This is a genomic window from Ketobacter sp. MCCC 1A13808 (assembly GCF_009746715.1).
Lineage (GTDB): Bacteria > Pseudomonadota > Gammaproteobacteria > Pseudomonadales > Ketobacteraceae > Ketobacter.
In genome coordinates this window covers 151,153-174,505 of record NZ_VRKW01000010.1, presented here as the reverse complement: position 1 = coordinate 174,505, position 23,353 = coordinate 151,153, and the positions used below count along the sequence as shown (strand labels likewise).

Here is a 23,353-nt window from a genome sequence, read left to right as displayed (position 1 = left end):
AACACCAACGCGGATAATATTCATTTGGGATTCTCCTCATATTCACAATGCCTACCTGTTCACTCACTATTTTGGCACGTGGATGCCGGAGTGGTAAGGAGGAGTCCATCCCATTGCTTACGATTCTATGGTCAGTCCATACCCATCATCCATTAAGAAAAAAGCGTCAGACTGCTTTAAAGGAGCGAATAAATCGCGAACAGATTGATAGGTTTTGAGCCATTTCTGTTGATTTGCACCCAAAAGTGACCCGCCGGGTCAAATTTAGATGCAATTTAACAGCCTTTGATTTCGTGCCCATGGCTCTGCCATGAGCTTGTCCGCATTCGGAAACTTGGGGTGCGTAATCAGGCTAAATGTCGGGCGCTCAGGATCGTTTTTGAATTTATCTGCAATGCTTAATACATTGCGGCCATTCTTAAAGCCTGCGAGATATCCGATCAATACGCCGTCAATCGAGAGCTGTAATACATTCACTTCATCATTTGTAGCTGTGATCATCGGTTAGTGACTTATTCTTTGCTTTGGTCGATTGGCTTGGCTTAGTTGGTGCCCCAGTTGATGACAAGTTATCGTCAGCCAATACAGCCAGCACAGCATTTAGCTTTTCTTGGGGGATAAGCAGCAGCTCGCTCTTAAGCCCCTTGGCGATTAACTCAAGGGTATCGAGCCGAGGATTGCCTTTGGATTCCAATCGCTGATATTGTTGGCGCGATATACCGACGCGCAACATCATTCATATCGTGCTGCTTGAGTGCCAGTGCTATACGGCGTTTATTTGTTCGAGTGGTGAATTCACGATGAAACTCATATGTTGCTATTTATCTATAAGAGACATATAAGTTGCTTTAAGGTGGTTCTGGTTGGCTTTGTCACAAAAAGAGGCTTATATGTTTCTTTTTGTGGCTGATTTTATGTGCCAACATACGCTTATTGTGTTGTGGGCAATGCATGAAAAGGGGAGAGGTTTTTGCGACATTTATCTAAAGTTGAAATAACTAGATAATTCATAGACTTTGAAATGGTGCCCGGTCCCGGAATCGAACCAGGGACACGGGGATTTTCAATCCCCTGCTCTACCGACTGAGCTAACCGGGCGTCAAAGAGGGCGCTATTAAACCCGTTGGATTCGCCGGAGTCAATACCCGCTCCAGCGAAACGGAAACATTTTTGCAATCAGGCGCTTGGTGGCACGTAGCCTTCCGGTTTTTCGTAATCATCCCCGGTAAGAAACTTGTCAAACTCCTGTTGCAGGAAGGTTTGGGTGGCTGGGTCCATTACGTTCAGGCGTTTTTCGTTGATCATCATGGTTTGATGCTGAAGCCATTCCTGCCAGGCTTGTTTCGAGACATGTTCAAAGATGTCTTTGCCCCGGGGGCCGGGGTAAGGGGCGGCGTCGAGGCCTTCCATTTCTTGTTGATATTTACGGCAAAATACAGTGCGAGTCATAGGCTTCAGACCGTTTCAGTGAGCTGATGAATGAGTTTTTTGATCGGGGCGGCAAACCCCAATTGGGTAATTTGGGGTTCGTTATACCAGACCTGATCCTGGCCTTCCATCACTTGCCGTGGTTTGTGGTCCACGCGCACCTGCACAGGGTGAATGTCCAGGTGATAGTGAGAGAAGGTATGTCGGAACGCGGGCAGGCGAGTTATGGCGTCGGTTTGATCGAGGCGATAATCGTGCAGGCCGGCCAATAGATCCTGCTCTGAGGGAAATTCCGGAAAGCTCCAGAGCCCACCCCAGATACCGTTATCAGGGCGCTTATACAGCAGGGTCTCATCACGGTATTGCATGATCAGCATCCAGGTGCGCTTTTCCGGTTTGGCCTTTTTCGGTTTTGAGTGGGGGTAGACAGTGGGGTTACCTTGCCCCGCTGCGGCGCACAGATCCACGACGGGACACACCGTGCAGGCGGGTCTACTGCGGGTGCAGAGGGTCGCGCCCAAATCCATCATCGCCTGAGTGTATTGCCGGGTTTGACGTTGCTCTGTGTAGTGTTCCGCTATCATCCAAAGCTGATCCGATACCTTTTTCTGGCCGGGCCAACCCGCGACCGCATGCAGGCGGGTGAGCACCCGCTTTACGTTTCCGTCCAGAATCGGTGCGGCAGTTCCCATACTGATACTGGCAATCGCGCCGGCGGTCGATCGCCCGATACCCGGCAGTAATATAAGTTCATCCACGCTGCGGGGAAATTGGCCTTGGAACTGTTCGGTTACCTGTCGCGCCGCTTTGTGCAGGTTGCGCCCGCGCGCGTAATAGCCAAGCCCGGCCCAGTGCTGCAACACCTCATCAACAGAGCTTGCGGCCAGTGTTTCTACTGTGCGGAAACGAGCCATAAACCGTTGAAAATAGGGGATGACGGTGGTGACCTGGGTCTGCTGCAGCATGATCTCGGATACCCAAACCCGATAGGGGCTGATGTCTATTTGCCAGGGCAGGTCTCTGCGCCCAAACTGGGAATACCAGTTTAAAATACGCTGTTGGAATTCCTCCGGAGCCGGTAAATGCGCCTTATTTAGGACAGAAATGGCTTAACTCCTTGGATAAAAATCTCATCAAAGCAGGTGATTTGAAGTTGCACTATACTGTTGGTAGCGGCGTATTGGTCTCACCATACGCAAAGACTATTGGCAGGGGAAGAGCGGAGTCTCACTGGTTCGTCTATGGATAGAAGAGAGCCCCGACGTTGGTTTGCACCAACCATCCAGAATAAGCTGTTAGCGGTGATGCTGGTGGTGGCGCTGACACCGTTAATGGTATTCGGGGCGCTAGCATACTTCAAATCGCGGGAAACCGTTATCAATCAGGTCGGTGAAAGGCTTCAGGCTGCCTCATTACTGGCCATGTCCCAGATCGACCGCACCTTTGGTTTTAGTCTTGAGAACATTCGTTCATGGGCGGATCTGGATACCTTGCAGGCGGTGGAACGGGGCGATCCAGAAGGGTCGATCTCGCATATGCTGGGCGACTATCAGAAAGCGTATGGTGTTTATAACACCTTGGTGGCTGTGGACGAGGATGCGTCGGTGGTTGCGGCAGGTGATCCGGCGCTCTTGGGTGTATCGGTGACCAGTGCCGACTGGTACAAAAGGGTGATGGCCAGTGGTAAACCTTATATGGCCCCACTTCGTTATGACTCGGATCTGGGGGGGTATGGCGTCAGTTTGGCTGTGCCGATCTTCAAGAAATACAGTGATGGCTACATTATTGGGGTATTGAAAGCGAGCCTGGATTGGCGCGAGCTGTTGCAACAGGTCACGGCAATAGAGGTGGTTCCGGAAGGGCAGGTGCCGGATGGTTATGCGGTCCTGATTGACAGTGAAGGTTATATTTTGGCGGCTCCGGATTTTATTCTGTTTAGTATGGAATCCACGTTGCCCGAGGCGGGCATGGCGCGGGTTTATGACTCGCGCTGGTGGGTGGCAGAAAATCCGATGTTGTTGGATCGTGTATTGAAGCGGCCGGGGCATCGTTACATTCGCCGGGGTAACGATGAGCTTATGCTGGTTAATATGCCCGCGTCGGAATTCAGGTATATAGGCAAAACGGGCTGGAGCCTGGTGTTGGTTCGCAATGCTAAATCCGCTCTTCAGGATATTGAATATATTCGTGAGCGGGCGTTTTTGATCGGCATTATCACGGTGCTGTTGATCGGCTTGGTGGCCTATATCATGTCGCGCCAGATTGGCTCTCCGATCACCCGCTTATCCAGATGGGCCGAGCAGCTTTCCCATGGCAGCCTGGATAGCAATATCAGCCTGCGCTCCAATGACGAGCTGGCGCAATTGGCCAGTGCGCTGGATAACATGCGCCGAAATCTAAAAAAATACCTGGATGAATTGTTCGATTCGAAAGAACGTTACCAGTCGATTATCAGTTCCATTGATTGTGTGGTTTGGGAGGCACATATCAACCCGCTAAAAGTGACGTTGCTCAGTGGACAGGTGGATCATGTACTTGGACGTAGCCCGGATCAGGTGCTGAGCCATTTGGATAGTTGGCAATCGCTGGTGCACAGCGATCATCACTCGCTTTTAATTGACGCTTGCACCACAGCTATTGAACGTGGAACCGATACTTATGTGGAGTTTAAGTTTCTGCATGGAAACGGAAATTGGATGTGGGTAAAAGCGCTGATCTCGGTGACAATTGAAGATCTGGGTGTGGTGGGATTACGGGGTGTTGTGGTGGATATTAACGACATCGTCATTGCCGCAGAGGAAATGGCAGAAGCCCGTGATATCGCGTTGAAAACCGCCGAGGACAAAAGCCGTTTTATGGCAATTGTCAGCCATGAAATTCGTACACCGATCAACGGTATGCTGGGTATGCTGGACATGTTGAGCGGGCAGGCCGGTGTTGACGAGCAACAGCAAACATTGAGTATGGCGAAACGCTCTGGACGTAATCTGTTGGCGTTAGTGGATGAGGTGATGGATTTCTCCCGGCTGGAAAACGGTGAGATTGAATTCAACTATGACGAGTTTGATATTCATGAGTTGTTCAACTCGGCGGTAAGTTTGGTGGCGGTGGATGCGTATTCTCGTGGTCTGGACATTGGCGTGGCGATGGAAGCCAGCCTGCCACAAAAAGTGGTAGCGGATGGCACTAAGCTGAATCAGGTTCTGACCAGTTTGTTGTCCAACGCCGTTAAATTTACCAGTCACGGTTCGATTTTGCTGTGGACCGAAATGCTCAGCCCCAGCCGTTTGTATGTCGAAGTGAAAGACACCGGAGTGGGTATTGAAGCGGAGCTCCAGCAGGCTTTGTTTGAGCCCTTCGTGCAGGCGGATGTGTCAGATACCCGTAAATACGGGGGCTCCGGATTGGGATTGGCATTGTGTGAAGGATTGCTGGCGGCGATGGGCGGAAAGATCGGCGTCAAGTCGATCAAAGGGGTAGGCTCTTCTTTCTATTTTGAATTGCCGGTGACGGTTCCTGATTTTCAGCCGGCATTTTCAAGCGAAGTCAAAAGCGAATTGCAGCGGCAACATAGTGACGCCGCTGTTTTGCTTATTGGGGATTTGCCTGCGACTCAAATGGTCATCAAGCTGGCTTGCCAGCAGTGGGGCGTCGGTTTTCACTGGGAACGAAAAGAGCGCCGTATATTACGAAATCTGGAAGAGGTATTGCACCAGGAAAATTACCACTGGATCTTCCTGGCTCAAGACATCAGTGACTCTTTTTGGGAAAAGCTACACCCTTATCTTAATACGCCTGAGGCGGCGAAAATTGTGCAGCTCAGAGTGCCGACTGAGCGCTACGGTCAGCGTCCGTTGCCGCATTTATATGTGCCGTTTTCTCGTGAAGAGTTGGCGGCTTGCCTGTTGGGCAAGCCCAGGAAATTACCGCATTCGGAAGCAGAGTGGTATCATCCGCATCCTGATCTACCGCTGGTATTGGTGGTGGACGACAACGAGGTGAACCGGCGTGTGGCCTGCGGTTATTTGCGCAAACTGGGATTCAGTTGTGATATCGCAGAAGACGGCCGCCAAGCGGTGGAGGCGGTCAAGCATGAGCAGTACGGTATTGTGTTTATGGATTGCCAGATGCCAGTGCTGGATGGATATCAGGCTACCCGTGCTATCCGCGCTGAACTGCAGGGGCGCCCGTTGCCGATTGTTGCGGTTACCGCGAATGCGATGGAAGGGGATCGCGAAAAATGCCTGTCTGCCGGGATGGATGACTACCTGACCAAGCCCCTGAGGAAGGAACGTTTGCAGCAGGTGATTGCCCGCTGGTACCCGGCGGTGTCTGCACCAAACCACGGAATTAAACCGTCGGCTTAGGATTTTTGCTGCCTTCGCGCTATAATCCGCGCTTTGTCCATACTCAGTGGAGTACCTATGTCAGTTAGTACGTCGCAGCGTACAGCCCGCGTTGAGCGCAACACGCTGGAAACCCAAATCACCGTTACCGTGAATCTGGATGGCACCGGCCAATGTAAGCTGGACACCGGAGTGCCTTTTTTTGAGCACATGATTGATCAGGTGGCCCGGCACGGCCTGATCGACATTGAGATCGTGGCGAATGGGGATCTGCATATTGATGCTCACCACACGGTGGAAGACACCGGTATTACCTTGGGAATGGCGCTGGCCCAGGCCTGGGGAGATAAAAAAGGGGTGCGGCGTTATGGTCATGCTTATGTTCCGTTGGATGAAGCCTTGTCCCGCGTGGTGTTGGATCTGTCAGGCCGCCCTGGTCTGATAATGGACGTGGACTATACCCGCGCGATGATTGGCGGGTTCGATGTGGATTTGTTTGGAGAATTTTTTCAGGGATTGGTGAATCACGCCAAAATGACCCTGCACATCGATAACATCAAAGGCAAAAATGCACATCACCAGGCCGAAACCATTTTCAAAGCCTTTGGCCGAGCCTTGCGGATGGCGGTGGAAATGGATGACCGTATGAGCGGTGTGATGCCTTCCACAAAGGGCGTTCTTTAATTTAGTCAAATCCTGGTGTTTTCTTTATGACCCGAACTACCGTTGCAGTTATTGATTACGGCATGGGCAATCTGCACAGTGCCGCCAAAGCTTTGGAGCATGTGAATGCAGACGCCCGTGTGGTGGTCAGCGCCGACCCCGAAACCATTCTTTCTGCCGATCGAGTTGTGTTTCCGGGCGTCGGCGCGATCCGGGATTGTGTAGGTGAGATACGTCGCCTGGGGTTGGACCAGGTGGTACAGGAAGCCGCAAAAACCAAGCCATTGCTGGGTATCTGTGTCGGCATGCAAAGCATGATGAGCCACAGCCAGGAAAACGGCGGCGTCGATTGCCTGGATTTGTATGCGGGCGAAGTGCGTTTCTTCGGCAATGATTTGAAAGATGGTGAAGGCGAGAAATTGAAAGTTCCGCATATGGGGTGGAACCAGGTAGCGCAACTGCGCAGCCATCCTTTGTGGAATGACATACCCGACCTTGCCCGCTTTTACTTTGTGCATAGCTATTATGTCACTGTACAGGATGATGCCCTGATCACCGGTCGCGGTGAATACGGCGTACCCTTCGTGGCCACCCTGGGCCGGGACAATGTCTTCGCGGTGCAATTCCATCCGGAAAAAAGTCAAAAGTCCGGTTTAACCCTATTGAAGAACTTTATGCAGTGGGACGGCTCTGCCTGAGGCTTCGTCCCCGGATTGATTCTTAATTCACACGACCTTATTTAAAATAATTCACCACCAGACAGTAGAGAGTGCCATGTTAATTATCCCCGCCATTGATTTGAAAGACGGAAAATGTGTACGCCTGCGTCAGGGCCTGATGGAGGACGCCACCGTGTTTTCCGATGACCCTGTGGCTATGGCGGATCAATGGGTGCAGCAGGGTGCACGACGTTTGCATCTGGTTGACCTGAACGGCGCCTTTGAAGGCGAGCCGGTGAACGCGGGGGTAGTACAGGCGATTGCTCAGAAATACCCGGACCTGCCAATTCAGATCGGGGGTGGAGTCCGTACTCTGGAGGTGATTCAGGCTTATCTGGATGCGGGTGTGGATTATGTCATTATCGGCACGAAGGCGGTAAAAGAACCCGCGTTTGTCAAAGCCGCCTGCGAACGTTTTCCCGGTCACATCATTGTCGGCATTGACGCTAAGAATGGCTTGGTCGCCACCGACGGTTGGGCCGAAGTGTCAGAAATGCAGGCGGTCAATTGCGCGAAGCAATTTGAAAATGACGGTGTCAGCGCCATTGTTTACACGGATATAAGTCGAGACGGCATGATGCAGGGCGTCAACATAGACGCCACCGTAGCATTGGCGGAGGCCATTTCGATCCCGGTGATTGCATCTGGCGGTGTGACCAATATCGACGATGTGAAACAACTGATGAACGTCGCGGCTTGCGGTATTTCAGGCGCCATTACCGGGCGTGCTATTTACGAAGGTACATTGGATCTGAAGACCGCCCAGCAGTGGGTGGACGATCACCGCTCATAAGCACCCGTCAGCGTAGGAGGAGAATACCCAATGGCATTGGCTAAACGCATTATTCCCTGTCTGGATGTGGACAATGGCCGCGTAGTGAAAGGCGTGCAATTTGTCGATATTCGTGATGCGGGCGATCCCGTTGAGATAGCCCGCCGCTATGACGAGCAAGGCGCAGACGAAATCACTTTTCTGGATATTACAGCCAGCCACGAAGACCGTGACACCATGGCGCACACGGTAGAAAAAATGGCCAGCCAAGTTTTTATTCCACTTACAGTGGGCGGGGGCATCCGTAAGCTGGAAGATATCCGCACCATGCTCAACGCCGGAGCGGATAAAGTCAGTATCAATACGGCGGCGGTGTTTAATCCGGATTTTGTCGGTGAAGCGGCAGACCGTTTCGGTTCGCAATGCATTGTGGTGGCGATCGATGCGAAAAAGGTCAGCGCTGCCGGTGAGCCTCATCGCTGGGAAATCTTCACTCACGGCGGGCGTAAGCCGACTGGTTTGGACGCGGTGCAGTGGGCTCGAAAAATGGTGGATCTGGGAGCCGGTGAAATCTTGCTCACCAGCATGGACCGGGACGGCACCAAAAACGGTTTTGATCTGGAGGTGACCCGTGCCATCAGTGCAGCGGTTCATGTGCCGGTCATTGCGTCCGGTGGGGTCGGGAATCTGCAGCATCTGGCGGATGGTGTGACGCTGGGAAAAGCCGATGCCGTGCTGGCTGCCAGTATTTTTCATTTTGGCGAATACAGTATCCGGGAAGCCAAGGAATTTATGGCGGAGCAGGGTATTGAGATGCGCCTGGAATAACGTTTTTATGAGTCTGCCTATGCTGGCCCCGGTGGGCAGTGATTTATACCGTTTGGGTTGCCAGCTGCGCTGCACCGTTTTCATGGATGAGCAAGGCGTGTCGGAGGCAGAGGAATTTGACGGCAAAGACGACGGTGCCACTCATATGGTGTCGTTACTGCACGGTAACGTCGTGGGTGTACTACGCATTCTCTGGCTGCCGCAGCACGCTAAAGTAGGCCGCTTCGCGGTTCAGCGAGAGTTGCGCGGACAGGGTGTCGGCAGGCAACTGTTCCAATCCTGTCTGGACCATATTAAATCACGATCCGTTGAGCGCATTATGCTGGAGGCGCAGGTGGATAGTATTCACTTTTATCAGTATTTTGGCTTCCAGGCGTATGGTGGGGACTACCTGGATGCGGGAATGCTGCATCGCGCGATGAAAAACTACTAAAACGCGACCTGATTAATGGTGTTATTTGGCCTGTTTGATGTAGAGTGCGCCCTTCATTGCACCATCATGGAGAGGGGGGGTTGTGAGTAATCAAAAAATAAAACCAAACTGGAATGGGTTGTTAAGCACGTCTTTTGTGCTGTTGATTTTATTGGCCGGATTTATGGGGTATCAGATTGCGCGTATGGGGCGCGCGGCCGGAGAACACTGGAGCAGCACCCACAATCTTTCGTTCATCGCTTTGTTCGTGGGTGTATTGGTCGCCTTGGCTGGCCTGAAGTGGAACCCGAAATATTTTTCCTTGTTGGGCGTGCTGATGTGTCTGGTATTGATCGCACAGATTTTGGCCTTCACGGGCTTGTTTACCCTGGAATCGCTGTTCGCTTCTGTAGCCATCATTTTTCTGGTACTCGGAAACCTGAAGCTGCGTAAAAAGTAGGTTCCAGTATTCCAGAGCGGGTTTGTACCCGAGTTTCTCGTTTCTCGTTTCAGGTTTCCGGTTGCAGTAGCGTCAGGGTTTTTTGGTCGAAGTAAAAGCGTTGCAGATGACGGCGGATAATGGTCTCTGCAATGCCTTCTTTTACCGCCAACTGCGCCAGGTCCGGCGCGTAATTCAAAATCTCTGAAATAATCATATCTTCAGTAACCCCCATTTCGCCGGTGATGCTTTGCAGAGATTCTTCGCCGTACTTATCGAAGAAAAACTGTACGCCGGAATCGATCAGGGACTTCATGAAATCCGTATGACGCAGGTCGAGCCAGAACTCGTAGCCCATGACCAGCAGTTCCTGCAGGTCGGTTTCGGTGAAATATTTTTTGAAGTAACTGATGGGCCAGGCCTTGAGGTCGTCCCAGAGTGCCAGGGTGCTATTCAGAGCACTGTCTCGATAAAGGTCATTGTCCAGGGTGTTCTGCACCAGACGGATGGAGTTCGTTACGCTATTTTGGGATAGCTGTTTGCCCAGCCCGCTCATGTTTTCCGACATTGCCGGTGCCTTGTCCTGAAACCATTGACGCAGCCGGGTTATCCCGCTCGATAGCGGCTGCACTTTCATGAGTTGATTGGTTTCGAATAGATAGTTTTTGGCCGCGGTGAACACCAGATCAGAAATGAAGGCCTGAAAGGGTTGGCTTTCACGGATGTTGGACACCGCGTGGTCGAGCAGGCTTTTCCGCTCGAATATTTTTTCCAGCAGCTCGGTTGCCACGTAATCGGATACGATATCGCTGATCAGCGTAGTGTCATTATGGGGGTGTTCATAAATGATATTAGCAATTTCGCCAAACAGTTCCGGTATCGCTCCGGCAATTTCCATTTCGGTGGCATAGCGTTGCGCTGTGGCTTTTACTTTTTCTTCGTCTACGGATTGGCGCAGGGTGATGGTGTCGAGCTTTTCATAAATGAATTCCAGCTCCTGCCGTACCAATGGCTCAAGTCGTGACGGATTCAGGTCGTTTAACCAGAAGGCGGTCTGGGCATCCAGTAGTTGTTGCGCTTTTTCCTTGCTGAAATCCGACATCAGTACACCTGAATCAATGAGCTTAGGCGTGCATGGTAACCCAGTGGGGGTATCAGTTTAAACTACGGGAACCTATCAGTTTCGAAACGGCTACAGGGTTCGGTTATAGAGATTTTCGTTAGAGAAATTCAAGCGCTGGCTTTCAGGGGCGGGCATGGCAACAATGTGTTGTAGTAGATCTTCGGCATTGATGGGTTGATCGACGGGTTGCCCGAATTGCATCACCAAGTCGGATGCATCCACTAGTTCGACGCCCATTTCCTGGAGTTTCGGCAATACTTTCTCAAGATAGGTGAGGGTAGCCGGATAAGGGTGGCCGATAGCAATGGCGTGCCCGCGCTCTTGAGCGACTTTGATTAGGGCTCTGAACATGCGTTCAACAGCGGCTTCGGTTTGGACGTTATCCAGAAAGATGTCACGCTTTAGAGTGGGAATAGCGAACTGCGCAGCGCTGTCATTGGCGACAGAGTGCGGGTTCGTCATACTGTCGATAAAATAAAGGGGTTGGTTGCGTACCTCCTGCATGACCCATTGCATCATCTGCGTGTCAGCGGTGACGTTGCTGCCCATATGATTATTCAGCCCCACGATATGCGGTACTGATTGAATTGCCTTTTTTACTCTGGCTTTCACTTCCACTTCCGATTGGTTGCGGGTCAGGCCGCCCTGATCCAGCTTACGGGTTGAGTCGCTGCTCTCCATCGGCATATGCAGGATCACTTCTCGATTACGGTCAAAGGCCGCGTTGGCAAAGGTCTGACTGTACGGGGTGAAGGGGATAATGGCGTAGGTAATGTTTCCGGGTAGCTGCAGGGCGCGCTCACCGGACGGCCGGTTATACCCGAGATCGTCCAGAATAATGGCAATCTTGGGTAAGGTGGGCACCCAGGGCATGGGGGCTTTAGTGTCTAACGAATTGGCTGCGGAATAGGCCGGGTTGGAGCTGGCCAGGGTCAGGCCCAGGGTCAGCGCTAACATAAAGCTTAGGGCTAGGGATCCTACAGCAAAGGATCTGATCACTTTCATCTCTTAAGTGTAGTTTTTATAGGCGTGCCTGGGCAGGCCCCGCTCACTAATTTGTGAGCTGGGCCGCCTTTTCTTCCGTCGCGTCCGGCTTGGCAGCAGCAGGCGTTTTTTTCAATACATTGAGTGCCTTAAGTAAATTCAAGGCTTCATACAATTGGTAGTCAGACTCCGAAAGAGTTTGTTCTTCCGGTGGTTTTTCCTCACCTTCCGTCACCACAACGGTGTCATCACCTTCGCCGTCGGGATTAATCAGGTGGCCGGTGAGGTCCCGCTCTTTAATGCGCACCATGCCTTCTACCCGGGTAAGTTGGGCGTTTTCCACGGTGATATCCGGAACGATGCCGTTGGACTGGATGGATCGGCCTCCGGGCGTATAGTAGCGGGCCGTCGTCAGCTTCAGGGCTCGGTCATTGTTGAGCGGCAATACCGTTTGTACCGAACCCTTGCCGAAGGTGGTGGTGCCCATAATAACGGCCCGTTTGTGATCCTGCAGCGCCCCGGCAACAATTTCGGACGCCGACGCTGAGCCGCCGTTTACCAGCACCACCAACGGAGTACCGTTGAGTAGATCACCTGGAGCGGCATGGAATTTCATATCGGAATCGGGCAGCCTGCCTTTGGTGTAGACCACCAGACCGTCATCAACGAAAGCGTCACTGACATCAACTGCCGCCTGTAGCACCCCTCCGGGGTTGTTGCGCAAATCCAGCACCACACCGGTAAGATCGCCTTTGTTTTCTTTTTTCAGCCGGTCCAGTAATTTGATCATGTCCGGTCCGGTATTAATCTGAAATTGCGATAGGCGCAGATAGCCATAATTTTTCTCAAGCAGGCGACCTTTCACCGATTGCACTTGGATAACGTCACGCACTACGGTGATTTCCAGCGGCTTGTCTGCGCCTTCTCTGATTATAGTGAGGAGCAGTTTGGAGCCGGGTTTACCGCGCATTAATTTGACTGCTTCGCTCAGGGATAGCCCTTTAACCGGCGTGGAATCCAGCTTGATGATCAGGTCGCCGGGTTCAACACCGGCTTTCTTCGCGGGGGTGTCGTCTATGGGGGTGATCACTTTAACGAAGCCGTCTTCCATTCCCACTTCAATGCCGAGGCCGCCGAATTCGCCGGTAGTGCTGATTTGCAGATCCTGATAAGCCTCTGGTTTCAGATAGGCAGAGTGGGGGTCTAATTCGGTGAGCATACCCTGGATGGCATTTTCCAACAGGTCTTTGTCGTCCACCTCTTCTACATAGGCTTGCTTGATGCGGTCGAACACGTCTGCGAAGGTGCGCAGCTCTTTGATGGGTAGCTGGCCCTGTTCAGACGAATTGATGATGTTCTGAATTTCGGAGGTGGCGGGGTCGATATCCGGCATAGTGCCTTCTTCATCCAGTGAAAAGGCGAACGTGCTTAAGGACAGAGCTGATATCAACGCACACTGCTGCCAAAAGCCGCGCCAGTTGGACGAGAGAGGATAACCCATGTTGAACTCCTATAAACTGATAATGGAAATCAGACCACAAACCACCGGTCTGGTTTCAGTTACAGATAGACTAGCGTGAATACGCAGTGGCCGCACCAAAATTAAGCCTTCTTCCATGTTAGCCCTGACACCAGGCGGAAGGATTGATCGGCTTACCGTTTTTGCGAATCTCAAAGTACAGTCCGGCCAGATCCTGGCCTCCGCTGTTGCCGCTATAGGCGATGACTTCGCCATGCCGGACCCAGTCGCCCGGGCTTTTCAGCAGCGATTCGTTGTGTCCATAAAGAGAAAGGTAGCCGTCGCCGTGGTCGACGATGATCAGCATACCGTAGCCCCGCATCCAGTCTGCGAATACCACGCGCCCGTGATGGACCGCTTTCACCGGTGAGCCGTCTTTGCTACCAATCAGTACGCCGTTCCAGCTCATCTTGCCATCGCCGCGGCTGTTGCCGAAGCGCTTTATCATCTTGCCGTGGCTGGGCCAGTGCAGCTTGCCTTTTAATTGTGCGAAAGGTTGCTTGCCGATGTTTTCGGGCAGATCGCTCAGGGTTTGCTGTACCTGATGTAACACTTTCTCCAGATCCGCCTGGCTGGATTGCAGCTGTTTCATTTTGCCGCTACCGCTTTTCAGGCTGCTATCGAGCTTGGCCAAAGCATCCTGACGTTGTTTTTTTGCATCGCCCAATCGTTGTTGCTCTTCATCCAGGCTACGTTTAAGCAGGTCCAGTTCCGCCACTTTGTCGTTGATTTCGAGCTCGTTGCTGCGTATCTCTTCCAGTGTTTTATTGAAGGCGGTGATGCGGGCCATGCGCGCTTGGTGGTAATAGTCATAGAATTTCATCAGGCGCGCCATTTTGTCCGGTTGTTCCTGATTCAATAACAGTTTGACGTATTCCTGGCGACCGGAGCGATAGGCGGCATTAATGTCTTTTTTGAGGGCGGACTTTTGCGATTCTTTGGCGCGGTTAAGCTTGGTCTGTTCCGCTTCCAGCGCTTTTAATCTGCTTTCGGACTGAGTGAGCGCGGCGCTCACGTTTTGCAGCTTACGACGGGTGTCGCTGATGGCTTTTTCAGCTTGTTGAAGTGCTTGCTCGGTGCTGCTGCGCTGAGTTTGAGAGCGTTTGATTTGCTGTTGTAGGGCATCAATATTGTGTTGTAATTGCTTTAGTTCTTTTTTTGTTGCTACCGGATCAACATTGGCAAAGACCAGCGCAGGCAGCAAACAAATTGCGTAAATAATCAGGCAGATTCTGGCTGGCATATTCCGGCTTATAACAGACCGTTAGTAGTGAGTGGGTGTGTCCGGACCCTCAAACAAGAGGGTGTCCGGTCATTTCTTTGGGTTGCTCCAGGTTCATGAGCTTAAGGATAGTCGGTGCAATGTCGGAAAGCTTGCCCCCTGCCGCCTGCAGCGTAATATTTTTATGGCCAACATACACCAGTGGCACTAATTCCGTGGTATGGGCGGTATGAGGTTGACCACTATCTGGATCTTCCATTTGTTCACAATTACCGTGATCCGCAGTGATCAGCATGTCCCCGCCCACGGATTCCACCGCGTCCACCAATCGGCCGATACAGGTGTCCAGCGCTTCAACTGCTTTAACTGCTGCATCAAAGTTGCCGGTGTGGCCTACCATATCGCCGTTGGCGTAGTTGCAGATGATGGTGTCGAATTGGCCGCCGGTAATGGCTTCGACTAACTTATCGGTGACCAGCGGAGCGTTCATTTCCGGTTGCAGATCATAAGTCGCAACATCCGGTGACGGAATCAAAATCCGTTCTTCGCCGTCGTAGGTATCTTCACGGCCGCCGCTGAAGAAGAACGTGACGTGGGCGTACTTTTCGGTTTCTGCGATGCGTAATTGGGTTTTGTTGTTTTGTGCAAGATAATCACCCAGCACATTGATCAGTGCGGTGGGGGGGTACGCGCAGCTGGCTTTGATGTCGGCTGCATATTGGGTGAGCATGACAAAGTCGGCCAGCGCAGGGACTTTTTTGCGCTGGAAATCGTTAAAGTCCGGGTTGATCATGGCTCGGGTTAGCTCTCGGGCCCGGTCGGCACGGAAATTCATAAACACTACGCTGTCACCATCGTTAATGGTAACGGCGCTTTGGTCTTTACCGGCGATGATAGTGGGCTTAACGAACTCGTCGTTTTCACCGCGCTCATAGGCTGCCAATAAGCCGTCCACTGGATTGGCACTGGTGAACTCGGCTTCGCCTGAGATCAGGAGATTGTAAGCGGCTTCAACCCGGTCCCAGCGGTTATCTCTATCCATGGCAAAATAGCGTCCTACCAGGCTGGCGACGCGACCTATGTCGAGTTCCTCTAACTTGGACTGTAATAATTCCAGACTGGGCCGAGCGGATTTCGGTGGCCTATCCCGACCGTCCAGGAATGCATGAACGTAGACCCGCTTGGCGCCGCGTTTGGCCGCCAGTTCCGCCATGGCAACAAAATGGTCTTCGTGGCTGTGTACGCCACCGGGAGACAGCAGCCCAATCAAGTGGAGGGCGGAGTCGTTGCCGACGCATTTGTCTACCGCGTCCACCAGGGTGGGATTGGTAAAGAAATCCCCGTCGCGAATCGCTTTGGTGATGCGGGTGAAATCCTGGTAAACAATACGCCCGGCACCCAGATTCATATGGCCGACTTCGGAATTACCCATCTGGCCGTCGGGTAGGCCGACATCCATTCCGGATCCCGAGATCAGCGTATGCGGGCGTTCACTCCAGAGCTTATCCCAGGTTGGGGTGCTGGCGTGGGCGATGGCGTTGAATTCTGTCTCGGTGCGATGGCCGAAACCGTCTAGGATGATCAAAACGTGGGGCGTTCGTGACTGGCTCATAATTCCAACTTCTTGATTGTTTGGCCGCACAGGCCTGTTAACAGGTCAAAAGCTTCAGGCGCGTAGTTTACCTTAAAAACCTTGCCTTATCATGAGCCTGTTTGGGCGTGGCGGTGGTTTGTATTCACTCGTTTCAGGTATACTCTCCGACTATTTCTTTAGGGCATGTTAGTGCCTTTCGATAAGTTGTTGAATCTACGGGAATTATAAATGGATCGTCTGCTCGAATTTAGCATGAATCACCCTGAACTGGTGGGGCCCTTTTTCGTCTTGTTGATCGGATTCTTTTTATTGGAATCGCGGCGGGGTGGAAAAACCGTATCATCGGCCCAATTAACTAACCTGATCAACAACGAGGACGCCCTGTTGATCGATGTGCGCGATACCAAAGAGTATCGGGATGGACATATCACCGGTGCCCGTAACATCCCGTTCAGCAAGCTGAAGGACAGTCTGGCCGAATTAGCTCAATTTAAAGAGAAACCCGTGGTTGTGGTCTGTAAAATGGGCCAGCACGCCGGTGCCGCCGGAAAGATTCTGAACACGGACGGCTTTAAAAACGTGTTGCGTTTGAAAGGCGGCATCGCCACCTGGAGTGCGGACGGTCTGCCGTTGGTGAAAGGCAAAGCCAAGTAGTCAGACACGCAGTCAGAGTAACATCCAAATAAGTAAGCCCAGTAATCTGAAAAAGCCGATGTGTATTATGAAAGAAGTAGTGATGTATTCGACGCCCTGGTGTCCCTATTGTATCCGAGCACGAAACTTGTTGCAGTCCAAGGGGGTCCCATTCAGCGATATTGATGTTTCCGGTCAGCCGCAACTGCGACAGGAGATGCAAAACCGGGCCGGAGCGCACACGGTCCCGCAAATCTGGATCGGAGACACTCACGTGGGTGGTTGTGATGAACTGTACACATTGGAGCGTGCCGGTAAGTTAGATGGCATGCTGAACACGGACAAAAGCTAACCCAAACCTTAAAGCAACTAACAGACATCCTGATTAGGGGAAGAGAATGAGCGAGCAAGCGGCTGATCAACAGCCTCAACAACAATTCCAACTTCAGCGTATTTATCTGAAAGACCTTTCCTATGAAGCGCCTAAAACGCCGTTACTGTTCAAAGAACAATGGAAACCAGAAGTAAATCTGGAAGTGAACAATACGGCGGATGAAGTTGAACAAGACATATACGAAGTCATATTGAAAGTGACTGTGACAGTAAAAAACGGAGAGAACACGGCGTTCATCGTCGAGGTGGCACAAGCCGGTTTGTTTTTGCTGACCGGTGTTGAAGGGCTGCAAAAAGAAGGGGTTTTGAAAGGTGTGTGTGCCAATATCCTGTTCCCGTACGCGCGTGAAGCCGTTTCAGATGTGGTGGCTCGCGGTACATTCCCGCAGTTTCTGTTGCAACCGATCAACTTCGAAGCAGCTTTTGCGGAAAACCTGCGGAAGCAACAAGAAGGGGCTGCTGAAACTGCGCCTACGCACTGATTTCCAACCGTGCTAGAGTCGACACTGCTTTGCTATTATAGTTGAAACCGGTCTTGTAGCGTCGACCACAATGACTGATAGGCCTTTGCGGCAGAACCGCTGTTAGCAAAGCAATGAATGGGTGCTCTATGAGTGCCCATTTTTTCATAGTCACTGGCGTAAGGAATTACCAGGGGTTCATCTTCGTCAATTAACTCTTTCGCTTGTTCAAGCACATCGGTATGGATCTTTCGTCGTTTGTCGACCATGGTAAAGAACGGTTGCAGGCGCAGCTTTTTCCACTGCTTTTTGCCCGCCAGAAATGTTTTTAATTGAGCATAGGATCGCAATGATAACGGTGACGGCAACAGCGGCACCACCAGCACATCACAACAGGAAAAAATGTTTTCGGATAGTTTTGAATAAGCCGGAGCGCAATCAAAAATCAGCAGCTTGTTTTGTTCGCTCAGGTGCTCGGCCAGCTTATCCAGTAATTTTTGTGAATCTTCTTCGCTGCCCAGTAACACTTCCAGTTTACGTAAACTCAGGTCAGCAGGTATGACATCCAGTCCGCGATAGGGGGAGTGTAACTTCAATTGTCCAACCGGTGTTTTGCCTTTAAATACACGAATCGCTTTGTGAGCGCTGCCGTCGTCAATTCCCAGATTCCAGGTTGCACAGCTTTGCGGGTCCAGATCCCAGAGTATGGTGCGGATATCCGACTGAGCTGCCAGATAGGCAATATTAACGGCTGATGTGGTTTTGCCTACGCCACCCTTAACGTTGAAAAATGCAATGGTCTTCAATCTTAACAGGCTCCTTATCTGTGCAAGAAACAACAAAAGAATAGAAAAGGAAAAGTGTCCAGGTGTTGAACTCGTAGGATGATACCAGAATTGATGTGCTGTTCGTTGAACAATAGTGCGCTTGATGGTGGCTTAAATTGTTAAATTGAGCCAGCGAAGTCCAGTTGCCGCCAAGCCTCATATAACACGATCGCTGTGGCATTCGATAAGTTAAGGCTGCGACTGTTTTCCTTCATCGGAATGCGGATGCATTGCGTCACCGCAACATGTTGTCGCACTTCCGGAGGCAGGCCTCTGGTTTCCGGTCCCATAATAATCGCATCGCCTTCTGCATAACGAACCTGATGGTAATGAGTAGTGCCCTTGGTTGAAATCGGATAACAATGGGTTGGTTGTGTTTGCTGCAGAAAATCCTCGAAGCTGTCGTGGATTTTCAGGTCGGCCCACTCATGGTAATCCAGTCCGGCGCGGCGCATCCGCTTATCGTCCAGCTCAAACGCCAGCGGTTTAATCAGATGCAGTTGCATGCCCGTATTGGCACACAAGCGGATTATATTGCCGGTGTTGGGGGGAATTTCCGGTTGATATAGAACAATATGCAGCATTTTTTATTAATGGCCAGGATAAATGTAAGGTTAAACCTGCGGTTAATTGATGATCACAAGTTGGTGATTTCTAACACCATTTCCAAATACTGTCTACGCTTTGTTTAGTTAGGGGTAAATCCCGTCGGTATGGAACAAAAGCAATGAGTAGTTGGATTAAACGTTTGTTTAAAAAGGAGAAAAGTAAGGCACGGTCGGTTGTTGGCGTTGATTTAACCCCCGTTAACGCGGCATGGTGCCAGATAGCAGAAGTTGATTCTCACCTTAAAATTCAGGGTGGTAGAGCAATTTCCGATGACTTTAAATCCCCTGCGGACGCGATGCAAGCGCTGATTGAAACCGCGTCGCTCCCCAATTCTGATTGCTATATCACGCTGGGACACCAGTACTACAACCTGCTTTTGGTCGATGCGCCACCTGTGCCTGACCAGGAATTGCGCGATGCGGTTCGTTGGAAGGTAAAGGATTTGATTGCTGAGCCGATAGATAAGGTAGTCGTGGACGCATTTCGACTGCCGGAAGACGCCTACCGGGGCCGCATGAACATGGTTTACGTGGCAGTGATCGACAGCAAAGTAGTTAAGGCTCTTCTGGAGGTCTGCGAACAGGCCGATATCGACGTATGCGGTATCAACATCACTGAATTGGCGATGGCGGCCATGACATCCGAGATGAGGGCCCTGCAACAGCGTAGTGTTGCCATGCTCTATCTGAACGGGCAGAGCGGCACCATCAACCTGATTGAGAATGGCCATCTTTACCTGACCCGCAACATTGAAGTCAATGCCGGGTCCGGCGGCTATACCGGTAACCTGGATTTTCAGCAGGACCCGGTGGATAACCTGGCGTTGGACGTACAGCGTTCGCTGGATTATTACGAGAGCCAAATTGGGAAGTCCGGCGTCAGTTGCGTGTATTTGGTGTCGTCGTCCGCAGAGCACAACGGCTGGCTGGAAATATTGCAGCAACGATTGCCGGTAAAGGTGGAGCTTTGCCAGGTTCCGTCAGACATGATGACCGAAGGCAGTGATTTTGCGTTGCCCGCCGGTGCAGTGGCTGCTGCATTAGGCGCTGCTGTCGGAGGCTTACGTGATGCCGTTTAAGCAAAGCGTCAACTTCTACCAGGACAGCTTCCGTAAACCGGTTGTTAAGCTGCCTCTGAATAAAATTCTGCTTGCCTGGGCCGGAGTGTTTTGTTTGTTGGCTGTGGTGTCGGCACTTGACTTGGCTCGCACCAGTCAGGCGAGGGCAACACTGAAAAAAATGGAATCATCTCAAGCGAAACTGGAGGCCGCTGTTGCCAAGCTCCAACAGCAAGCAGATGCGATTTCGCTGGATGAACGGTTGGTGCAACAGGAAAAAATGATGCGAAAAACACTGCAGAATAAACGCCAATTTATTCAGGCATTGAAACAGCAAGGAGAAATGAGCGATCTGAAATTCTCCGGCTATTTGCAGGCTTTGTCGACTATCGATGCCGGGCCAGTCTGGTTAACCCTGATTAACATACATGCGCCGGGGCCGGAAATAAGTTTATACGGCCTCACCAATAAGCCGAAGGCGATACCGCGTTATGTAAACCAGTTAAAAAGTGATTCCAGTTTTGTCGGTATGCGCTTCAAAGTGTTTAACCTGGAGCGGGATAAATCCAATTCCAACTACTTGACGTTTAATTTGAGTACTCGGTTTGATGACAATACTGCGCAGTAAATATCAGCAACTTGAAGACAAGTTGCACGCCCTTAGTGTGCGGGAAAGAGTGATTTTGGCGGTTGCGGTCGGAATTCTGATATTGGGTTTGTTTGATCAATTATTGCTGCGTGGCCTGATGGCGGAAAGGGTTCAGATTGAGAGCGAGAAAGCGGATGTGTTGCAAAATTTGCAGGTAGCGAATAACACCATTGAAGCACTGGAAAAAACAATCGCAAATAATCCTAATCTTAGCCTGCAACAGGCAATCGGGAAATTGCAGGTCAGTGAGCAGCGAATCGATGATCAGATTAACAGCATTACTACCGGTATGATTGAGCCGTCCCAGATGGCGTATGTGCTGGGTGAGCTACTTAGTGATGAATCCGGTTTGAAAATTTTGAGTATTCATTCCAGCACAGCGCACCGGTTAATGGTGGCGGATGAACAGCAACAGCAGTCTGCAGCGATCTATCGGCATGAATTGGAATTAAAAATGGAAGGCAGTTTTTTCCAGATGAAAAAGTATTTGCGTGCACTTGAGGCATTGCCTGAAAGAGTGGTTGTTGACGAGTTGGAATACAAGGTCAATCAGCATCCTGATGGTGCGTTGGTGCTGAATGTACATACCCTGAGCCCTCATGAGGAGTTGATTCGTGTTGTTCAATAAACTCATTTTCGTATTGTTCATGTTTCCTTTTTCAATCGCGGCAGTATGGGCCATAGAGCATGACCCGACGAAACCGCCGTTGTTTTCTAACTATACCCAGCAGGCGGTGCATAGTCCGCTGACGCTTTCGCTGGTCATGAAGCGAGAGGGCGCCTGGCGTGCCATTATCAATGAGCAAGTGGTTTCCGTTAATGACCGAATCGGCAGCGCGCGAGTCATGATGATTGATGAAGATCAGGTTGTGTTGAGCCGATCAGGAGAGAGAATTATTTTGCAAATGTCGCTAGGTGATATACGCAGGGACGGAGAGTATGAAGAGGCTTTTTAATGGCTTGGCTATTTTAGGTGTTAGCAGCTTTCTTGTGAGTGGCTGTGCGTCCTGGTATCAACCGGAAGAAGTAGACGCACCTAAAAAAGAAAAGCGCTCTACTCCAACTTCGCTTAAGCAGAACCAGAGTAGTATGCCGGTTCAGGTTGAGGGGGCGAAAGCGATGCCGACTTCGGTATTGGATGTGCTGCCCGAGCCGAAATTAAAGAAAGCGTCGCCACGCTTCGATGTGACGGCGAAAGACACCCCGGCGAAACAGTTTTTTATGAGCCTGGTGCACGGTACATCGGTCAATATGGTTGTGCATCCTGAAGTGGATGGCAATATTTCCATCCGTTTGCGCAACGTTAACTTAACCGAAGCCCTGCGCGCCGTGCGTGACGCTTATGGCTTTGATTTTGTTGCTAAGCCCTATGGTTATCAGATTCTTCCCAAGTCGATGCAAAGCCGGGTGTTCCGGATTAATTATCTGAATGTAAACCGTAATGGGTTGTCCACCACGTCGGTGAGCAGCGGGCAGATCAGCACCACCGGTGAAGATCGGGAGGGCCTGTCAGGAAGCAGCAGCTCAAGCGAAACCCAGGTACAACAGAGCAGCAATATTCAAACGGAATCCAACAGCGGGTTTTGGCTTCAGCTGCATAACGTGTTGAGCATGATAGTCGGAAAGGCAGAGGGGCGTTCGGTGGTCGTAGATCCGGTCTCTGGCATAGCCGTTGTGAAAGCACTTCCTTCCGAGCTGCGCGAAGTGCAGGACTTTCTGGATACGGCTCAATTGAGCTTGCAACAACAGGTTCTTATTGAAGCGAAAATACTGGAAGTAGAGTTATCTGATGGGTACGCCACCGGTATTCAGTGGAACACATTTGGGCAAGGCTTTAACGGTGCCAGGGAAACCAGCGACAATACCTTTACCGGCGGATTGAATCAGGCGGACTTTAGCTCATTGATAAGTGATAACACGTCGCTAATTGGCGGTGTGTTTTCCCTGGGTGCCAATTTCGCGGATTTTACTGCGGTGCTCAGCATGCTCGAATTGCAGGGCAAGGTAAAAGTCTTGTCCAGCCCGCGTATATCTACGCTAAATAATCAGAAGGCAGTGATCAAAGTGGGTAGCGATGAGTTTTTCGTTACCGATATATCCAGCACGACGACAACAACGTCTGCCACGGTGAGTGATACTCCGGATGTGACGCTGACCCCGTTTTTCTCAGGCATTGCGCTGGACGTGACACCACAAATATCGGAAGCCGGTGATGTTATTCTGCATGTTCATCCATCCATATCCGAAGTAACAGAAAAGCGTAAGAGTATAGAGCTGGGCGGTGATAGCATTTCGCTTCCTTTGGCGTTTAGCACCATCCGTGAAACCGACAGTATTGTTCGGGCCGCCAATGGTCAGGTTGTTGTAATTGGCGGTCTTATGCAAGACAGCTACCGTGAAGAAATCTCACAAATACCCGTATTAGGCGACATTCCCTATGTTGGAGATGCGCTGTTCAAGCAGAAGCTGATGCGTAAAGTAAAAAGTGAGTTGGTTATTCTGCTGAAGCCCTATGTCGTAATTGGCAATGAGTTTGATGCAGAGGTGCGTTCAATAGAACAGCGTTTTGAACCCTATCTCCCTGACATGCATCAGTCACCCATTGTGCGCCCCCACGAAGAAGACCAGCCCGGTGACGTCGAAGGGTTTGATCTGGAATCACGAGAGTAATCGAT

The 23,353-nt window shown here is 51.1% G+C and carries 26 protein-coding genes and 1 tRNA gene; 15 read left to right on the top strand and 12 right to left on the bottom strand.

The window, feature by feature from the left end; all coding sequences use genetic code 11:
- Positions 1–264: 264 nt before the first annotated feature.
- The 5 genes from FT643_RS17345 to mutY all read right to left on the bottom strand — a co-directional run bounded on the left by FT643_RS17345 (position 265) and on the right by mutY (position 2,534).
- Positions 265–501, bottom strand: a complete 237-nt coding sequence (locus FT643_RS17345) for a hypothetical protein (RefSeq protein WP_198043641.1) — start codon at positions 499–501, stop codon at positions 265–267.
- Positions 482–736, bottom strand: coding sequence for a helix-turn-helix domain-containing protein (locus tag FT643_RS17340; protein ID WP_156872685.1), 255 nt, complete (start codon positions 734–736; stop codon positions 482–484). Before FT643_RS17340 ends, FT643_RS17345 begins: the two co-directional genes overlap by 20 nt.
- A 286-nt stretch (positions 737–1,022) precedes the next feature.
- Positions 1,023–1,098: transfer RNA gene (locus tag FT643_RS17335), tRNA-Phe, on the bottom strand.
- 78 nt (positions 1,099–1,176) lie between these two features.
- Positions 1,177–1,449, bottom strand: a complete 273-nt coding sequence (locus FT643_RS17330; RefSeq protein ID WP_156872684.1) for an oxidative damage protection protein — start codon at positions 1,447–1,449, stop codon at positions 1,177–1,179.
- Positions 1,450–1,454: 5 nt separating this feature from the next.
- Positions 1,455–2,534, bottom strand: coding sequence for an A/G-specific adenine glycosylase (gene mutY / locus FT643_RS17325; protein WP_317622053.1), 1,080 nt, complete (start codon positions 2,532–2,534; stop codon positions 1,455–1,457).
- 135 nt (positions 2,535–2,669) lie between these two features.
- On the opposite strand from mutY, the gene FT643_RS17320 reads away from it, so the two are divergent.
- The 7 genes from FT643_RS17320 (at position 2,670) to FT643_RS17290 (ending at position 9,628) form a co-directional block, all read left to right on the top strand.
- On the top strand, positions 2,670–5,795 hold the full coding sequence (locus tag FT643_RS17320; RefSeq protein ID WP_156872683.1) for a response regulator: 3,126 nt from the start codon (positions 2,670–2,672) through the stop codon (positions 5,793–5,795).
- A 57-nt stretch (positions 5,796–5,852) separates the two neighbouring features.
- Entirely contained in the window at positions 5,853–6,458 is a 606-nt protein-coding gene (hisB, locus tag FT643_RS17315) for an imidazoleglycerol-phosphate dehydratase HisB (RefSeq protein ID WP_156872682.1), read from the top strand.
- 26 nt (positions 6,459–6,484) lie between these two features.
- Positions 6,485–7,135, top strand: coding sequence for an imidazole glycerol phosphate synthase subunit HisH (gene hisH / locus FT643_RS17310; protein ID WP_156872681.1), 651 nt, complete (start codon positions 6,485–6,487; stop codon positions 7,133–7,135).
- 76 nt (positions 7,136–7,211) lie between these two features.
- Positions 7,212–7,949 (top strand): 1-(5-phosphoribosyl)-5-[(5-phosphoribosylamino)methylideneamino]imidazole-4-carboxamide isomerase, encoded by a 738-nt coding sequence (hisA, locus tag FT643_RS17305; protein WP_156872680.1) that lies wholly within the window; start codon positions 7,212–7,214, stop codon positions 7,947–7,949.
- Positions 7,950–7,979: 30 nt separating this feature from the next.
- Positions 7,980–8,756 carry an imidazole glycerol phosphate synthase subunit HisF gene (gene hisF, locus FT643_RS17300; protein WP_156872679.1) on the top strand — a complete coding sequence of 259 codons (777 nt, stop codon included), beginning with the start codon at positions 7,980–7,982 and terminating at the stop codon, positions 8,754–8,756.
- A gap of 7 nt (positions 8,757–8,763) precedes the next feature.
- Positions 8,764–9,189: a GNAT family N-acetyltransferase gene (locus FT643_RS17295; RefSeq protein ID WP_198043640.1), complete on the top strand. Its 426-nt coding sequence runs from the start codon at positions 8,764–8,766 to the stop codon at positions 9,187–9,189.
- An 82-nt stretch (positions 9,190–9,271) separates the two neighbouring features.
- A complete protein-coding gene (locus FT643_RS17290) occupies positions 9,272–9,628 on the top strand; it encodes a hypothetical protein (protein ID WP_156872677.1) in 357 nt (118 codons plus the stop codon).
- Positions 9,629–9,677: 49 nt separating this feature from the next.
- On the opposite strand, the gene FT643_RS17285 is transcribed toward FT643_RS17290, so the two are convergent.
- From FT643_RS17285 to gpmI, 5 genes are all read right to left on the bottom strand, one after another.
- The gene (locus tag FT643_RS17285) at positions 9,678–10,709 is read right to left on the bottom strand and encodes a hypothetical protein (protein WP_156872676.1); all 1,032 of its coding nucleotides are present in this window, start codon (positions 10,707–10,709) and stop codon (positions 9,678–9,680) included.
- A 90-nt stretch (positions 10,710–10,799) separates the two neighbouring features.
- The gene (locus FT643_RS17280) at positions 10,800–11,729 is read right to left on the bottom strand and encodes a divergent polysaccharide deacetylase family protein (RefSeq protein WP_198043639.1); all 930 of its coding nucleotides are present in this window, start codon (positions 11,727–11,729) and stop codon (positions 10,800–10,802) included.
- Positions 11,730–11,781: 52 nt separating this feature from the next.
- Positions 11,782–13,107: a S41 family peptidase gene (locus tag FT643_RS17275; RefSeq protein WP_317622052.1), complete on the bottom strand. Its 1,326-nt coding sequence runs from the start codon at positions 13,105–13,107 to the stop codon at positions 11,782–11,784.
- A gap of 226 nt (positions 13,108–13,333) precedes the next feature.
- The gene (locus FT643_RS17270; protein ID WP_156872673.1) at positions 13,334–14,476 is read right to left on the bottom strand and encodes a murein hydrolase activator EnvC family protein; all 1,143 of its coding nucleotides are present in this window, start codon (positions 14,474–14,476) and stop codon (positions 13,334–13,336) included.
- A gap of 49 nt (positions 14,477–14,525) precedes the next feature.
- Entirely contained in the window at positions 14,526–16,067 is a 1,542-nt protein-coding gene (gene gpmI, locus FT643_RS17265; protein ID WP_156872672.1) for a 2,3-bisphosphoglycerate-independent phosphoglycerate mutase, read from the bottom strand.
- Positions 16,068–16,277: 210 nt separating this feature from the next.
- On the opposite strand from gpmI, the gene FT643_RS17260 reads away from it, so the two are divergent.
- The 3 genes from FT643_RS17260 to secB all read left to right on the top strand — a co-directional run bounded on the left by FT643_RS17260 (position 16,278) and on the right by secB (position 17,557).
- Positions 16,278–16,703, top strand: a complete 426-nt coding sequence (locus tag FT643_RS17260; protein WP_156872671.1) for a rhodanese-like domain-containing protein — start codon at positions 16,278–16,280, stop codon at positions 16,701–16,703.
- 67 nt (positions 16,704–16,770) lie between these two features.
- Positions 16,771–17,034 carry a glutaredoxin 3 gene (gene grxC, locus FT643_RS17255; RefSeq protein ID WP_156872670.1) on the top strand — a complete coding sequence of 88 codons (264 nt, stop codon included), beginning with the start codon at positions 16,771–16,773 and terminating at the stop codon, positions 17,032–17,034.
- Between the two features lie 46 nt (positions 17,035–17,080).
- The gene (gene secB, locus FT643_RS17250; protein ID WP_156872669.1) at positions 17,081–17,557 is read left to right on the top strand and encodes a protein-export chaperone SecB; all 477 of its coding nucleotides are present in this window, start codon (positions 17,081–17,083) and stop codon (positions 17,555–17,557) included.
- A 35-nt stretch (positions 17,558–17,592) separates the two neighbouring features.
- Here the strand turns inward: secB and FT643_RS17245 are convergent, their stop codons facing one another.
- Both FT643_RS17245 and trmL read right to left on the bottom strand, forming a co-directional pair.
- The gene (locus FT643_RS17245; RefSeq protein WP_198043638.1) at positions 17,593–18,342 is read right to left on the bottom strand and encodes a ParA family protein; all 750 of its coding nucleotides are present in this window, start codon (positions 18,340–18,342) and stop codon (positions 17,593–17,595) included.
- A 140-nt stretch (positions 18,343–18,482) separates the two neighbouring features.
- A complete protein-coding gene (gene trmL / locus FT643_RS17240) occupies positions 18,483–18,947 on the bottom strand; it encodes a tRNA (uridine(34)/cytosine(34)/5-carboxymethylaminomethyluridine(34)-2'-O)-methyltransferase TrmL (RefSeq protein ID WP_156872667.1) in 465 nt (154 codons plus the stop codon).
- Between the two features lie 143 nt (positions 18,948–19,090).
- On the opposite strand from trmL, the gene FT643_RS17235 reads away from it, so the two are divergent.
- From FT643_RS17235 to mshL, 5 genes are read left to right on the top strand one after another with little or no spacing between them, the layout of a single operon-like run.
- Entirely contained in the window at positions 19,091–20,050 is a 960-nt protein-coding gene (locus FT643_RS17235) for a type IV pilus biogenesis protein PilM (protein ID WP_156872666.1), read from the top strand.
- A complete protein-coding gene (locus FT643_RS17230; RefSeq protein WP_156872665.1) occupies positions 20,040–20,657 on the top strand; it encodes a hypothetical protein in 618 nt (205 codons plus the stop codon). Before FT643_RS17235 ends, FT643_RS17230 begins: the two co-directional genes overlap by 11 nt.
- Positions 20,638–21,306 (top strand): hypothetical protein, encoded by a 669-nt coding sequence (locus FT643_RS17225; RefSeq protein WP_156872664.1) that lies wholly within the window; start codon positions 20,638–20,640, stop codon positions 21,304–21,306. The genes FT643_RS17230 and FT643_RS17225 overlap by 20 nt, the downstream gene beginning before the upstream one ends.
- Entirely contained in the window at positions 21,293–21,634 is a 342-nt protein-coding gene (locus tag FT643_RS17220; protein ID WP_156872663.1) for a hypothetical protein, read from the top strand. The genes FT643_RS17225 and FT643_RS17220 overlap by 14 nt, the downstream gene beginning before the upstream one ends.
- A complete protein-coding gene (gene mshL / locus FT643_RS17215; RefSeq protein WP_156872662.1) occupies positions 21,618–23,348 on the top strand; it encodes a pilus (MSHA type) biogenesis protein MshL in 1,731 nt (576 codons plus the stop codon). Before FT643_RS17220 ends, mshL begins: the two co-directional genes overlap by 17 nt.
- Positions 23,349–23,353 lie beyond the last annotated feature (5 nt).

Excerpts from the sequence above, each read along its gene's own strand:
- FT643_RS17235 (WP_156872666.1), top strand. The coding sequence starts at position 19,091 with ATGAGTAGTTGGATTAAACGTTTGTTTAAAAAGGAGAAAAGTAAGGCA.
- hisA (WP_156872680.1), top strand. The coding sequence starts at position 7,212 with ATGTTAATTATCCCCGCCATTGATTTGAAAGACGGAAAATGTGTACGC.
- FT643_RS17275 (WP_317622052.1), bottom strand. The coding sequence starts at position 13,107 with ATGCCGGATATCGACCCCGCCACCTCCGAAATTCAGAACATCATCAAT.
- FT643_RS17295 (WP_198043640.1), top strand. The coding sequence starts at position 8,764 with ATGAGTCTGCCTATGCTGGCCCCGGTGGGCAGTGATTTATACCGTTTG.
- FT643_RS17230 (WP_156872665.1), top strand. The coding sequence starts at position 20,040 with ATGCCGTTTAAGCAAAGCGTCAACTTCTACCAGGACAGCTTCCGTAAA.
- FT643_RS17330 (WP_156872684.1), bottom strand. The coding sequence starts at position 1,449 with ATGACTCGCACTGTATTTTGCCGTAAATATCAACAAGAAATGGAAGGC.
- mshL (WP_156872662.1), top strand. The coding sequence starts at position 21,618 with ATGAAGAGGCTTTTTAATGGCTTGGCTATTTTAGGTGTTAGCAGCTTT.
- hisB (WP_156872682.1), top strand. The coding sequence starts at position 5,853 with ATGTCAGTTAGTACGTCGCAGCGTACAGCCCGCGTTGAGCGCAACACG.
- FT643_RS17340 (WP_156872685.1), bottom strand. The coding sequence starts at position 736 with ATGATGTTGCGCGTCGGTATATCGCGCCAACAATATCAGCGATTGGAA.
- FT643_RS17285 (WP_156872676.1), bottom strand. The coding sequence starts at position 10,709 with ATGTCGGATTTCAGCAAGGAAAAAGCGCAACAACTACTGGATGCCCAG.
- trmL (WP_156872667.1), bottom strand. The coding sequence starts at position 18,947 with ATGCTGCATATTGTTCTATATCAACCGGAAATTCCCCCCAACACCGGC.
- grxC (WP_156872670.1), top strand. The coding sequence starts at position 16,771 with ATGAAAGAAGTAGTGATGTATTCGACGCCCTGGTGTCCCTATTGTATC.
- secB (WP_156872669.1), top strand. The coding sequence starts at position 17,081 with ATGAGCGAGCAAGCGGCTGATCAACAGCCTCAACAACAATTCCAACTT.
- FT643_RS17345 (WP_198043641.1), bottom strand. The coding sequence starts at position 501 with ATGATCACAGCTACAAATGATGAAGTGAATGTATTACAGCTCTCGATT.
- FT643_RS17320 (WP_156872683.1), top strand. The coding sequence starts at position 2,670 with ATGGATAGAAGAGAGCCCCGACGTTGGTTTGCACCAACCATCCAGAAT.
- FT643_RS17270 (WP_156872673.1), bottom strand. The coding sequence starts at position 14,476 with ATGCCAGCCAGAATCTGCCTGATTATTTACGCAATTTGTTTGCTGCCT.
- hisH (WP_156872681.1), top strand. The coding sequence starts at position 6,485 with ATGACCCGAACTACCGTTGCAGTTATTGATTACGGCATGGGCAATCTG.
- gpmI (WP_156872672.1), bottom strand. The coding sequence starts at position 16,067 with ATGAGCCAGTCACGAACGCCCCACGTTTTGATCATCCTAGACGGTTTC.
- hisF (WP_156872679.1), top strand. The coding sequence starts at position 7,980 with ATGGCATTGGCTAAACGCATTATTCCCTGTCTGGATGTGGACAATGGC.
- FT643_RS17225 (WP_156872664.1), top strand. The coding sequence starts at position 20,638 with ATGACAATACTGCGCAGTAAATATCAGCAACTTGAAGACAAGTTGCAC.
- FT643_RS17260 (WP_156872671.1), top strand. The coding sequence starts at position 16,278 with ATGGATCGTCTGCTCGAATTTAGCATGAATCACCCTGAACTGGTGGGG.